At 64.2% G+C, this 12,955-nt stretch carries 15 protein-coding genes and 1 tRNA gene; 8 read left to right on the top strand and 8 right to left on the bottom strand.

Translation table 11 applies throughout. The annotated features are described in order from the left end of the window. Positions 1 to 7 precede the first annotated feature (7 nt). The 8 genes from RAM80_RS26795 to RAM80_RS26760 all read left to right on the top strand — a co-directional run bounded on the left by RAM80_RS26795 (position 8) and on the right by RAM80_RS26760 (position 5,695). A complete protein-coding gene (locus RAM80_RS26795; protein ID WP_027978455.1) occupies positions 8 to 229 on the top strand; it encodes a YgdI/YgdR family lipoprotein in 222 nt (73 codons plus the stop codon). 78 nt (positions 230 to 307) lie between these two features. Further along, positions 308 to 384, top strand: a tRNA-Pro gene (locus RAM80_RS26790). 149 nt (positions 385 to 533) lie between these two features. Further along, the gene (locus RAM80_RS26785) at positions 534 to 857 is read left to right on the top strand and encodes a DUF4258 domain-containing protein (RefSeq protein WP_416423399.1); all 324 of its coding nucleotides are present in this window, start codon (positions 534 to 536) and stop codon (positions 855 to 857) included. Between the two features lie 4 nt (positions 858 to 861). Beyond that, the gene (locus RAM80_RS26780; RefSeq protein WP_416423398.1) at positions 862 to 1,302 is read left to right on the top strand and encodes a transcriptional regulator; all 441 of its coding nucleotides are present in this window, start codon (positions 862 to 864) and stop codon (positions 1,300 to 1,302) included. A gap of 91 nt (positions 1,303 to 1,393) precedes the next feature. Continuing rightward, positions 1,394 to 1,960 (top strand): NADPH-dependent FMN reductase, encoded by a 567-nt coding sequence (locus RAM80_RS26775; RefSeq protein WP_416423397.1) that lies wholly within the window; start codon positions 1,394 to 1,396, stop codon positions 1,958 to 1,960. 257 nt (positions 1,961 to 2,217) lie between these two features. Beyond that, positions 2,218 to 2,898, top strand: a complete 681-nt coding sequence (locus RAM80_RS26770; RefSeq protein WP_416423396.1) for a polyphenol oxidase family protein — start codon at positions 2,218 to 2,220, stop codon at positions 2,896 to 2,898. A 90-nt stretch (positions 2,899 to 2,988) separates the two neighbouring features. Continuing rightward, entirely contained in the window at positions 2,989 to 4,008 is a 1,020-nt protein-coding gene (locus tag RAM80_RS26765) for a transporter (RefSeq protein WP_416423395.1), read from the top strand. A 73-nt stretch (positions 4,009 to 4,081) separates the two neighbouring features. Continuing rightward, the gene (locus RAM80_RS26760; protein WP_416423394.1) at positions 4,082 to 5,695 is read left to right on the top strand and encodes an inorganic phosphate transporter; all 1,614 of its coding nucleotides are present in this window, start codon (positions 4,082 to 4,084) and stop codon (positions 5,693 to 5,695) included. A 156-nt stretch (positions 5,696 to 5,851) separates the two neighbouring features. Here RAM80_RS26760 and RAM80_RS26755 read toward each other — a convergent pair whose 3' ends face one another. From RAM80_RS26755 to RAM80_RS26720, 8 genes are all read right to left on the bottom strand, one after another. Beyond that, positions 5,852 to 6,748 (bottom strand): pseudouridine synthase, encoded by an 897-nt coding sequence (locus tag RAM80_RS26755; protein WP_416423393.1) that lies wholly within the window; start codon positions 6,746 to 6,748, stop codon positions 5,852 to 5,854. A gap of 56 nt (positions 6,749 to 6,804) precedes the next feature. Continuing rightward, complete coding sequence (locus tag RAM80_RS26750; RefSeq protein WP_416423392.1) at positions 6,805 to 7,119, bottom strand: transcriptional regulator; 315 nt, start codon at positions 7,117 to 7,119, stop codon at positions 6,805 to 6,807. A 134-nt stretch (positions 7,120 to 7,253) separates the two neighbouring features. Beyond that, positions 7,254 to 7,685, bottom strand: coding sequence for a D-Ala-D-Ala carboxypeptidase family metallohydrolase (locus RAM80_RS26745; protein ID WP_416423391.1), 432 nt, complete (start codon positions 7,683 to 7,685; stop codon positions 7,254 to 7,256). 116 nt (positions 7,686 to 7,801) lie between these two features. Continuing rightward, the gene (locus tag RAM80_RS26740; RefSeq protein ID WP_416423390.1) at positions 7,802 to 8,038 is read right to left on the bottom strand and encodes a glutaredoxin family protein; all 237 of its coding nucleotides are present in this window, start codon (positions 8,036 to 8,038) and stop codon (positions 7,802 to 7,804) included. Between the two features lie 42 nt (positions 8,039 to 8,080). Beyond that, complete coding sequence (locus RAM80_RS26735) at positions 8,081 to 9,043, bottom strand: acyltransferase family protein (protein WP_416423389.1); 963 nt, start codon at positions 9,041 to 9,043, stop codon at positions 8,081 to 8,083. A gap of 122 nt (positions 9,044 to 9,165) precedes the next feature. After that, a complete protein-coding gene (locus tag RAM80_RS26730) occupies positions 9,166 to 10,140 on the bottom strand; it encodes an acyltransferase family protein (RefSeq protein ID WP_416423388.1) in 975 nt (324 codons plus the stop codon). Between the two features lie 48 nt (positions 10,141 to 10,188). Further along, positions 10,189 to 11,283: an acyltransferase family protein gene (locus RAM80_RS26725; RefSeq protein ID WP_416423387.1), complete on the bottom strand. Its 1,095-nt coding sequence runs from the start codon at positions 11,281 to 11,283 to the stop codon at positions 10,189 to 10,191. A gap of 201 nt (positions 11,284 to 11,484) precedes the next feature. Continuing rightward, on the bottom strand, positions 11,485 to 12,693 hold the full coding sequence (locus tag RAM80_RS26720; RefSeq protein ID WP_416423386.1) for an ammonium transporter: 1,209 nt from the start codon (positions 12,691 to 12,693) through the stop codon (positions 11,485 to 11,487). Positions 12,694 to 12,955: the final 262 nt, after the last annotated feature.

Here is a 12,955-nt window from a genome sequence, read left to right as displayed (position 1 = left end):
ACAGACAATGACTAAACGGACCCTTCCCGCTCTGCTCCTGGCAATGGGCCTGGCCACCCTGGCGGGTTGCTCCACGCCCACGGTCATCACCCTCAACGACGGGCGCGAGATCCAGGCGGTGGACACGCCCAAATACGATGAAGACTCGGGCTTCTACGAAATCAAGCAGCTGGATGGCAAGGAAACCCGCATCAACAAGGATCAGGTACGCACCGTCAAAGAGCTGTGACGGCCTGACCCCAGGGGCACGCCTGGCCGGCGTGCCCCCACTTGCCGAGCGCCGATTTTGGAATAGAATCAGGTCTATCGGGGTGTAGCGCAGCCAGGTAGCGCGTCTCGTTCGGGACGAGAAGGCCGCAGGTTCGAATCCTGTCTCCCCGACCAGTTTTGTGAAGAAAAGCCCGCCTTGTGCGGGCTTTTTTGTGCCCGGTGTTCCAGGACATAGCCGGGAAACAAAACCGAACAATCGATTCATTGACGGCTGGGTGTTGTCATTTAGCATAGCGCGACCTATAGTTTTTATAGATTAAGCCATGATCAGGTCGCTGCCGTACCCGCTTCCGAAACAGACCGCGCTCAGCTTGATTCGCCAGATCGCAGTGAATTCGGGCCGTGTCCTGTACACGGCCCATGCGCGACAAAGAATGACCGAGCGCGAGATCACCTTGCCGGATGTCATGGAATGCCTGGCCAAAGGGCAAATCACTGAAGGGCCGGCCTACATGCCAAAAGGGGATTGGCGCTTCACACTTTCCTGGTTCCGGGCAGGGTCACCCCTCCAGGTTGTGGGCGCGATAGATATTGACGAGGACGGGACGTATCTCGTCGTGGTGACTGCGATTCAAAAGCAGAGGTAAATTTATGTACCACTACGTTGAGAGCGGCTTGCCGAACGTGTGGCTGAGCAACGGCTACGTACTGAAACAGACGTCATATGGTGAAGCCTTGGGCATCACCGATGTGCAAGGGCTGCACGACACAATAGGCAAGGCACTGGCAGAAAAACCGGCACCGCTGACAGGCGCCGAATTTCGGTTTCTGCGCAAGGAATTGGGCTTGTCCCAGGAGCGCTTGGGCGACATTGTCGGGCTCACCAGCCAAGCGGTGGCTATCTGGGAAAAAACCGGCAAAATTCCAACCGTGAGTGATCGCTATTTGCGAGGTTTGTATTTGGAGGCGAAGACAGGGGAAGCCGACCTCATGACTGCCATCAACAAGATCAACGACCTTGATCACCATCTTTATGAATTGAAGCTGGCGTACGAGGGCCGCTGGCACAGCGAGGGACAACAATGCGCCTGAAGGCGCTCCTTCATTCGACGTAGCAGCTGCCGCAGGCTGCGTCAAAAGCCCCCGCCGCCGCCTCGAACCACCCACGCAAAGGACCCTGCCCATGCCCCACCTCCTCACCCTCTGCGGCAGCCTGCGCCAAGGTTCATCCAACCGCGCGCTGCTGCAGGCCGCCGCGCAACTGGCGCCCCCGGGCCTGCACCTCAAGCACTACGAGGGCATCAGCGAGCTGCCATTGTTCAACCCCGACCTCAGCGACACGCCACCGCCTTTGGTGCAAGCCCTGCACGCAGCGGTGGACGCCGCCGACGGCCTGCTGATCGCCTGCCCCGAATACGCCCGCGGTATTCCTGGTGCCTTCAAGAACGCCTTGGACTGGCTGGTGGCCAGCCAGCAATTCCCCGGCAAGCCGGTGGCGCTGTTCAACGCCTCCCCACGCGCCAGCGACGCCCAGGCGGCGCTGCGCCTGGTGCTGCGGACCATGTCGGCGCACCTGGTGGAGCAGGCGTCGGTGACGGTCAACCTGTTGGCCAAAGGCATGACGGCAGCGGACATCGTTGCCGATGGGCAGGTGGCTGAAGTGGTGGGGGCCGCGTTGCGGGCGTTCGAGCTGGAGATTCTGTTGGGGGAAAAGGTGGATGCCTCGCTGGCCGGACTGCGCGGCGGCTGACCCTACACAACCCTGTAGCAGCAACGGTCTTTCGCCGAAGGCCGCGTACAAGGTGCCGCGCTATTCCCGGCACACCGCAGCGAACCCGGACGCCGCCTGCGGCAGCTGCTACAGGGCTGCGCGCACCGCCGATCGCGCTGTAGCAGCGGCCGAAGGCCGCGTCATGGCCAACACGCCCAGCGCCTGTGACGCGGCCTAGCGGCCGCTGCTACAGGCGCATTATCCTGTTCCACCCAACATCCACGGAAAGCCCTTTCATGCGCTGGACCGCCAACAACCTGGCCGACATCCCCGGCATCGCCCATGGATTCCTCGGCATCGACGATGCGCTGCCTGCCGATACCTTCTGTTGCAACCAGAAGCACACCGCCGAGATCGTCGCCCCCACCCACGGGGACGTGATCGCCGATGGCCTGTTCACCGATCAGCAACGGCCCATCGCCGTCTTCACCGCCGACTGCCTGCCCGTGCTGATGGCCTCCACCGACGGCCGGCACGTGGCCGCCGTGCACGGCGGCTGGAAGGGCCTGCGGGCCGGCATCCTGGGCAACGCCCTGCGCCGCTTCGACCAGGCGCGCGTGCCACGGCACCGCGTGCGCGTTGCCATCGGCCCGTCGATCAAGCCCTGCTGCTATGAGGTGAGCGATGATTTTCGCACGCTGTGGGCCGGCTCGAATCCACCCTGGTATCAGCAGCGTCCGGCCCCCGCGCAGCCAAACGCCCTGCCGCAGCCACCAGCCATGAACACCCACGGCCTGTGGTTCGACCTGGCGCGCTACGGCCAATTGCTGTTGGCCGAGCAAGGCATTGCCGCCGATCAGGTCGAGGTCGTCGACCTCTGCACCTGCTGCCATACCGACGCGCTGGGTAGCTACCGCCGCCGCACTCACTGGCCGGCGCCGCGCACCCAGCAATTTTCATGGATTGCGCGAACCTAGATGAACATTCACATCCGCTCACAAACTGTCACATAACTGCAATATTTCCTCCTCATGATCGCGCCATCAGCCCTTGCGCCGCGAGCCGACATGAATTCGAGCATCATCAAGAGCCACCAGGACTCGGACCTTTTCGGCTTGCTGTACGGCTACCGCTTCCGCCCCGGCGGCCCGGTGTGCGAGCTGGATTCGGCCGCCGTGCTGCAAACCCTGGGCGACGCCGAGCACAACGACGAGTTCGTCTGGCTGCACCTGAACCTGGCCCACGCCGGCTGCGAGCGCTGGATGCGCGCGCACCTGCAGCTGCCCGATGATTTCTACGAATCCCTGCACGAAGGCTCGCGTTCCACGCGCATCGAGCACGTCGACGACGCCCTGCTGGCGGTGGTCAACGACGTGGTGTTCAACTTCGGCATGGTCTCCTCGGACATTTCCACCCTGTGGCTGTGCGCCAACGAGCGGGTGCTGGTCAGCGCCCGCCTGCAGCCGCTGCACTCGGTGGACAAGCTGCGTTCGTCGGTGAAGCGCGGCGAGCGCTTCCGCTCGCCCATGGAGCTGCTGGTGCACCTGTTCCGCGACCAGGCCGAGGTGCTGACGCAGATCGTGCGCAAGACCAGCATGAGCGTCGACAATATCGAAGACCAGCTGCTGTCCCTGCGCCTGAGCAACAACCGCGCTGAACTGGGCAGCATGCGCCGGGTGCTGGTGCGCCTGCAGCGCCTGCTGGCGCTGGAGCCGGGCTCGTTGCTGCGGCTGCTGAACCGGCCGCCGGCCTGGCTGCAGGAGGATGACGTGCAGGCCCTGCGCCAGGCTACCGAGGAGTTCGCCCTGGTGCTCAGCGACCTCACGGCCCTGGGCGAACGCATCAAGCTGCTGCAGGAAGAAATTGCCGCCAACCTCAACGAACAGAGCAACCGCACCCTGTTCACCCTGACCGTGGTGACGGTGCTGGCCCTGCCCATCAACATCATCGCCGGCTTCTTCGGCATGAACGTGGGCGGCATCCCGCTGGCCAGCGACCCGGAGGGCTTCTGGATCCTGGTGGCGCTGGTGGCCACCTTCACGCTGCTGGCCGGGCGCTGGGCGTTCCGCAAGCGGACCGACTACTGACCCGGGGCTGACGCCAGTCTGTCACATTTTGCAACGATTATGAGGGTTCCCTCCCTCAATCGAGTTGCCTGACATGGCTACGCCAACCCTGGCTTCTTCATCCCCCAGCAGTACTCAAGCGCGCCCGCAGTTTGACCGCAAGCCAGGGCGCGGCACCCTCATCGGCTTCTTCATCGTGCTGGCCATCGGGCTGATCTACAGCACCTGGAGCCTGGTGACCGACGTCGACGAGATGGGCACCATCGTCACCACCTGGACGCCGTTCATCCTGCTGGGCGTAGCCCTGCTGATCGCCCTGGGCTTCGAGTTCGTCAACGGTTTCCATGACACCGCCAACGCGGTGGCCACGGTGATCTACACCCATTCGCTGCCGCCGCAGTTCGCGGTGGTGTGGTCGGGCCTGTTCAACTTCCTCGGCGTGCTGACCTCCAGCGGCGCGGTGGCGTTCGGCATCATCGCCCTGCTGCCGGTGGAGCTGATTTTGCAGGTGGGCTCATCCGCCGGCTTCTCGATGATCTTCGCCCTGCTGCTGGCGGCCATCATCTGGAACCTGGGCACCTGGTGGCTGGGCCTGCCGGCCTCCTCGTCGCACACCCTGATCGGTTCGATCATCGGCGTGGGCGTGGCCAACGCACTCATGCACGGCCGCGACGGCACCAGCGGCGTGGACTGGGGCCAGGCGCTGAAAATCGGTTACTCGCTGCTGCTGTCGCCGCTGCTGGGCTTCGCCTTCGCCGCGCTGTTGCTGGTGGTGCTGCGCGTGTTCGTGAAAAACCGCGCCCTGTACAAGGCGCCCGTCAGCGACGCGCCACCGCCATGGTGGATTCGCGGCCTGCTGATTCTGACCTGCACCGGCGTGTCCTTCGCCCACGGCTCCAACGACGGCCAGAAAGGCATGGGCCTGATCATGCTGATCCTGGTGGGCACCCTGCCCATGGCCTACGCCCTGAACCGCGCCATGCCGGCCGACCAGTCGGTGCAGTTCGCCGCCGTGGCCCAGGTGACCCAACAGGCGCTGGTCAAGGCCGCGCCAACGCCGGTGAACGGCGACCCGCGGGCGATCCTGACGGACTATATCCGCAACAAGCAGGCTACCCCGGAACTGGTACCGGCCCTGGCCGCCATTGCCGGGCTGATCGGCAACGAGGTCAACGCCTACGGCAGCCTTACCGCCATCCCTGCCGCCGCGGTGGGCAACGTGCGTAACGACATGTACCTGACCTCCGAGGCGATTCGCCTGATGGACAAGGACAAGGTCGGCCAGTTCGACGCCGACACTCAGGCCAAGGTCTCGCAGTTCAAGCAGCAGATCGACAGCTCCACGCGCTTCATCCCACTGTGGGTGAAAGTGGCCGTGGCCATCGCCCTGGGGCTGGGCACCATGGTGGGCTGGAAGCGCATCGTGGTGACGGTCGGTGAGAAAATCGGCAAGAACCACCTGACCTACGCCCAGGGCGCCAGCGCCGAAGTGGTGGCTATGCTGACCATCGGCGCGGCGGACATGTACGGGTTGCCGGTGTCCACCACCCACGTGCTGTCCTCGGGCGTGGCCGGGGCCATGGTGGCCAACGGCTCGGGGCTGCAGATGCGCACCATCCGCAACCTGGTGATGGCCTGGGTGCTGACCTTGCCGGCGGCCATCCTGCTGTCAGGCTCGTTGTACTGGTTGTTCAACTCGGTGTTCTGACCAACGCCCCGTAGCAGCGGCCTAAGGCCGCGTCCCCAGGCACCGCGATCCTCCGGGGACGCAGCCTTCGGCAGCTGGACCAACGCCCCGTAGCAGCGGCCTAGGGCCGCGTCCCCAGGCACCGCGATCCGCCAGGGACGCAGCCTTCGGCAGCTGCTACGGGAAGGTTAGTGTCAGGCGGCTCTCGAAGCTGCGTTCCTCACCCGTCAACGGGTCCTTGAAGCGCAGGCTCTGCGCCAGCAGCTTCAACGGTTTCGCGTAATCATCCGCCTCGCCCTGCCCGCACACCTGCGGGTAGAACGGGTCGTTGCACAGGCTGGCCCCCAGCGCCGTCATGTGCACCCGCAGCTGGTGGGTCTTGCCGGTGATGGGATAGAGGATGTAGCGCCACAAATCCCCATGTTTCTCCCCCACCTCCACCAACGTCTCGCTGTTGGGCACGCCGTCCACTTCCTGCATGCGGAAGAACGGCTCACCGTGCACCATGCGGCTCTTGTGCACCAGCGGGAAACTCAGGTGCGGCAGCGCCGGGGCGATGGCGTGGTAGCGCTTGTCGATCTGGCGGTTGGGGAACAGCGACTGGTAGGCCGAGCGGCTCTCGGGGTTGGCCGAAAACAGCACCAGCCCAGCGGTGTGGCGGTCGATGCGGTGCAGCGGCACCAGGTGCGGATTGTCCAGGCGGCGGATCAGCCGGCGCAGCAGGGTGTGCTCCACGTACTCGCCAGTGGGCGTCACCGGCAGAAAGTGCGGCTTGTCGGCCACCACCAGGTGCTCGTCCACGTGCAGGATCTGCTCCTGGGCGGCGATGGGCTTTTCATTGGGCACTTCACGGAAATAGTGAATGCGCAGGCCCTGCTTGTAGGGCAGGTCGACCGTTATCGGCTGCCCCTGGGCGTCCAGTACCCTGCCCCGGGCAATGCGGTCCAGCCACTGGGTGCGGTCGATGGCCTTGAAGTGATCGCACAGGCAATCGAGCACCGTCGTCCAGGGACCAGGCGGCAGGCTGAGGGTGCTGGCCTGGTGATGGGCAGCGTTGAAGGCACGATCGGACATGGGCAGGGCTCTGGGCTAAGGCAGCCTGGCATTATCCCCCAGTGCCGCGCCCGCTGTCATTGCGCGTGGGCCTGGCGCGCCGCGTCGGTGAACTCCTTGAGCCAGCGCAGCACCTGCACCGCTTCCCAGCGAGTGGGGTCGTACAGGGCGTACAGCAGGCCCTCGTAGCCCACCACGTCCAGCGGGCGATGGTAGCCGGCACGCTGGAACAGTGCCTCGATCTCGGCGAAGCAGGTGTTGAAATGCAATTTGTTGAAGGGCGTCTTGCCTTCCGTTACCAGGCCATCGAGGCGCAGCTCCAGCACCGCCTCCTGGACCACTTCCGGGCTCATGCGGTTGACGCTGTATTTCAGTTGTTCGACATTGACCACGGGGGCAATCCTCTGACTTCGTTGCTCAGGGCACGCGCGGGCGCCCTGCGGTATACACTTTCACCACCACTGTATTTATATACAGCATAAGGATCGCTACCCTCTGCGTCAATGCGCAGATGATCGGTGGCGCCTCAGACAATCCCGGGCAGGTAGCCGGTGTCCTTGCGAATGGTCAGCACTTCGCGGCGCGGTGGCCGCTCGCTGACGGCCAGGTGCACCCAGCGGTCGAACTCCAGGATCAGCTGGTCGAACACCAGGCCGCTGTCGGCGATCAGTTCCACCGTTTGCCGCGGCGCCAAGCCCACCACCGTGAAATCCGCGGCCAGGCCACGCAGGTGCGCACTGGTGGGCGAACCGCCAATCAGCGCGTTCAACGCCGGGCCACGGTAGCCGCTGCTGATCAGCAGCGGCGCGTCCACCAGGGTGCGGATGGCCTCAAGCAGCTGGCACAGGCGGCGCAGGTTGGCGATAACGGCCGCGTCGGGGGTGTTGTCGATGCCGGCCTTGGCGGCCGAGGGGGAGGCAATCATCTCTGCCAGGGTGAAGTTGTCGCTCAGGTTCATGCTGTCGCTCCTTGACGTGCGCACGGGTGCACCGGCCATTGTCCGGGGCCGGTGGAGGGAGCGTGTAGTTATCTATGTAGGCGCGGCGACGGGGCAGCGGGAAAGCCTGCGCAGGCTCAGCGCACGAAGGCGACCACCTGGGCGGTGTCGAACGGCCAGCGCAGTTCGGCACCGGTGTCGATGCGCAGCAGCACGGGGATGTGCAGCGAGTAGCTGTCGAACAGCGCGGGGTTTTCGGCGATGTCGATCAGTTCCACCTGCAACCCGTGCTCCACCAGCGGCATCAGCTCAGCCTCGGCCAGCTCGCACAGGTGGCACCCCAGGGTTCCAAGCAATTGGCATTCAGCAGGCATGATGCTTACCGGGCAAGGTGGGAATGGGCCCTATTCTAGAACCTACAGGATAAACCGCCAACGCCGGCTGGCGGCAATCACCAGGGGTGCCACGGCCAGGGTCAGCAGCGCCACCAGCAGGGCCATCAGGCTGCCGTACGCCAGCCCCGCAGCCATCGCCGCGAACATCAACAACGGGTGGGTGAAGTAGACCGCCGCCGACAATCGACCCACGCGGTCACCCGTGCCTGGGCGCGGGTAATGCAGGGCCAGCAGCACCACCACCGGGGCCACCAGCGGCAGCGTGAACATGAAGTCAAAATTGATGACGCGGTCGGGGGCGTGCTGGTAGTTGAACCACGACTCGGCCAGCATCAGCAGCAGCGCCACCACCAGCCAACTCCACAACAGCCCCGGGGCCAGGCGTGCCGGCACCTGGTGGCGGGCCAGCAGGAAGCCCGTCGCCACGAACGGGAAGCCCATGAACAGGAAGTTGCGCGCCGCGTAGTCGTTCTGGTTGAAGTGTTGCAGGAACGCCTCGGGAATCTGCACGTAGGCCCGCGCGTACTGCAGCGCCAGGCCCAGGGCAAAGGCAATCAACGCCAGCGCGGCGACCTGCCAGGTGCGGCGCTCGCGCACGGCATACAGCAGCAGGCCACCACCGATCATGCCCAGCAGGTACCACAGGTGGAAGAAGCCGATCAGCCACTGCTTGAGCGCCAGCAGCACCGCGCCCACGCCTGAACCCGCCACGTAGAACGGGCTGTAGACCAGCATCCAGAACACGTACAGCAGCACGATGCGCCCCAGCCAGCGGCGTATGCCGGCCGCGCCCTGCAGCGCCTGGCCGAGGAAATAGCCGTTGATCAGGAAGAACACCGGCACCGCGATGCGCAGCAGGCCGTTGCACAACAGGTAGCCCGGCAGGCTGTCGTTGCCACCCAGCACCTTGCAGTGCATGGCCACTACCATCAGCGCCAGCAGCAGCTTGAGCCGGTCCAGGTTTGCGTTGACGATCTTGCTCATCCCTAAGCGCTCTAGTGGGCGAAATTGGAAAAACCTGGAGCAGTCCAACCGCCACACAGCGTAGCAGCGGCAACAGCCACCATCTTATCGGTGATGGCTATTTGCCGTCGAGCCTCGCGCACCTAGAGCATGAAACGCCAGCGCTGGTTCATGGCAATCAACAGCGGCGCCAGCGCAACGGCCGCCAGGGTCACCAGCGCCACCATGAAGTTGCCATAGACCACCCCCGCGCCCAGGGCACACCACAAGATCAGCGGGTGCACGAAGTACACCGCCGATGACATCTGCCCTACGTAGACGCTCTGGGTGGGCCGGTCGTAGACCATCACCAGCATGAACAGCGCCGGCGCCACCAGTGGCATCGAAGCCAGCAGGTCGAAGTTGAACAGGTGCACCGGGTCATTGCGGTAGTTGAGCTCGGACTCCAGCAGCATCAGCGCCATGGCCAGCAGCAGCCAACCCCACACCAGGCTGCGGTTGAGGCGCAGGTGCAGCGGGTGGCGCGCCAGCAGGTAGCCCAGGGCCATGAACGGAAACGCCATGAACAGGAAATTGCGCGCGGTGTAGTCGTTCTGGTTGAAGTGCTGCAGGAAGTCATTGGGAATGTGCACGTACACCCTGGCGTACTGCAGCGCCACGCCAATGGCGAAGGTGGCCAGGGCCGCGGCCGCAAGAGTGGCGGTGGAGCGCTGGTGCAACACGAACAGCAGGGCGCCGGCGCCGATCATGCCCACCAGGTACCACAGGTGGAAATAGCCGATGACCCATTGCTTGATGGCCGCCAGCATATCGGCAAAGCCCAGCCCCGTGAGGTACAGCGGGCTGTAGATGACCATCCAGAATACGTAGAGCATGGTCACGCGCCATAGCCATTGGCGCATCACCGGCCAGGTCATGGGCGCCTGGCCCAGGAAGTAGCCGTTGATGATGAAGAACACCGGCACGACCACGCGGAAAACACCATTGCACAACAGGTACCCGGCCAGGGTGTCGTTGCCGCCGAGTATCTTGCAATGCACCGCGACCACGATCAGGGCCAGGGTAAGTTTGAGCCAGTTGAGGTTTGCATTGACTGTTTTTGTTGTTGTTTTGCCCATGTGATGTCACCTGACGAAAAAGCGCCAAGCCCCGTGACGACGAATGCGTCACACCGTGTCGTACCCCCCGCGTGCCGGTGCCTTGCGAAAGCGCTGGTTGCACCACGCCGTGGCGCGGTCCAGCAGCGGTTTCTCGAACACCCGGTACGCCACTGCCCCATAGCACAACGTGGCTGCCAGCATCAGCAGCACAAACGCCAGGTTGTCCCACAGACTGTCCGGATTCGCGCCCACCAGGCGCCACACCTGCCCCATCACCCCGAGCACCAGCAGGTGCGACAGGTAGACGGTGTAGGACATGTCACCTATGTGCGTAAGCAAGCGCGGTACCGTGATCAGTTTTCGCCGTTCCAGCAACGCCAGCGACAAGGTCAGCGTGCCGAACACCAGGGCAGCCGCCAGCATGCGCGGCAGCCCCACCGTCTTGTACAGGCCCAGGCTGGCGATCAGCGGCATGCCTACCAGCACCGAGGCCAGCAGCATCACCCAGACCACGCCGGTGGGCAGCGCGGCACTGCGCGCCGAATAGAAGTAGCGCGCCACGGCGCAGCCAACGATGAATTCCAGGGCGTAGGGGTGCAGCATGATCCGCAGCGCCGGGGAATAGTCCTGCCAGTCCTGGGTCAGGTTGAAGGCCACCAGCACCAGCGCCCAACCCGCCAGCAGCCAGGGCAGCCACTGTTCGCGCAGGAACAGCAGCGCGGCAAACACCAGGTAGAACCACAGTTCGAACACCAGCGACCAGGCCACCATCACCAGCAGCACCTTGTCGCTGGGCAGCAGCAGGAAGGACATGCCCAGGTTCGAGTCGCCGTGGGTGGAATTGACCAGCCCCGGCGCCGCCAGGTAGATGCCCAGGGTAATCAGGTAATAGAGCCAGTAGTTGGGATAGATGCGCGACAGGCGATTGAACAGGAAGCGCTGGCCCTGCACCCAGTCCTGGTGGCGGCCGCGGGTGACTATGACCATGACGAAGCCGCTGATGACGAAGAACAGGTCGACGCCCAGCTGGAAGAAATCCACCATGGATGGCAGCAACAGGTCGCCACCGCTGTATTTGGCTTCAACCGCCGCCATGTGGAACAACACCACGCCCACTACCGCGACGCCCCGCATGCCCTGCAACGAAAACAGGCGCTCCATACCCCTTGCCCCTTGTGTTCGAACCCCATACCAAAGCCGTGGCCCAGGGTAAATGCTCCTGGGCCAACTGCATGCTATGCCGAACGCCGACGCAAGAAAACCATTGGTTTATGGCGTCAAACTGCCATCACCCCCACCCTCCGTAACAGCGGCTGCAGGCCGCGTCCCCAAGCGCCGCATCGCGGCCGGGACGCCACCCGGTCAATCGTGGTTGACCGCGCCAATCTTGTGCAGCGACAGGTCGGCGCCGTAGTACTCCTGCTCCTGGCTCAGGCGAATACCCACCACTGCCTTGAGCAGCCCGTACACCGCAAAGCCGCCCACCAGCGCCACGGCCACCCCGGCCAGGCTGCCCAGCACTTGCACGGCCAGGCTCACGCCGCCCATGCCGCCCAGCGCCTGCTGGCCAAAGATGCCGCAGGCCACGCCGCCCCACACGCCACAGATGCCGTGCAGCGGCCACACGCCCAGCACGTCATCGATCTTCCACTTGCCCTGCGCGGCAATGAAGCAGCCCACGAACAGCGCGCCGGCGATGGCACCGGTGGCCAGGGCGCCAATGGGATGCATCAGGTCGGAACCGGCGCACACCGCCACCAGCCCGGCCAGCGGGCCGTTGTGCAGGAAGCCGGGGTCGTTGCGGCCCACGATCAGCGCGGCGATGGTGCCGCCGACCATGGCCATCAGCGAGTTGATCGCCACCAGGCCGCTCATGCCCGCCACGCTTTGGGCGCTCATGACGTTGAAGCCGAACCAGCCGACAATCAGAATCCACGAGCCCAGCGCCAGGAACGGAATGTTCGACGGCGCGAACGCCACCACGCGGCCATCGCGATAGCGGCCCTGGCGCGGCCCCAGCAGCAGCACCGCCGCCAGCGCCAGCCAGCCGCCCATGGCGTGCACCACCACCGAGCCTGCGAAGTCATGGAAGGTGGCGCCGAAATGCGCCAGCAGCCACGGCTGCACGCCAAAGTTGCCGTTCCAGGCAATGCCCTCGAAGAACGGGTAGACGAAGGCCACGATCAGCGTGGTGGCGCACAGCTGCGGGACGAAACGCGCACGCTCGGCGATGCCGCCGGAGATGATCGCCGGAATGGCCGCGGCAAAGGTCAGCAGGAAGAAGAACTTCACCAGTGCATAGCCATGGTCCGCGCTCAGCTCGCTGGCCGGGGCAATGAAGGTGACGCCATAGGCGATCCAGTAGCCTATAAAGAAATAGGCCAGGGTGGACACGGCGAAGTCGCTGAGGATCTTCGACAGCGCGTTCACCTGGTTCTTCTGGCGCACGGTGCCGACTTCCAGGAACGCGAAGCCGGCGTGCATGGCCAGGACCATGACAGCGCCCATCAGCAGGAACAGGGTATTGGAGCCGTGAATCAGTGTTTGCACGGCGCTTTGCAGATTATCCATCGAGAAGGCAGACCTGAAGTCCGGAAAAACAGCACCAAAGCAGGTCGACCGATGAGTCATTGCACCAATATGGGACGTGCAACGCGCTCTTTATTCGACTGCGTGGTAATTTTTCCTCGGGTTTATTTCGTTTGGGTTAAGGTTTATTTCCACCGCAGGCTCTGGCGCGCCGATCTGGCGCACGGGCCTGCTGTTATGCACCAACGAAAAGCAAAAGCTGTACCAGGCAAACGTGAAGGAACCTTCAGAAAGCCTGGGCACT

The organism is Pseudomonas sp. App30, from assembly GCF_047947025.1.
Lineage (GTDB): Bacteria > Pseudomonadota > Gammaproteobacteria > Pseudomonadales > Pseudomonadaceae > Aquipseudomonas.
This window is presented reverse-complemented; position numbering and strand designations above follow the sequence as displayed.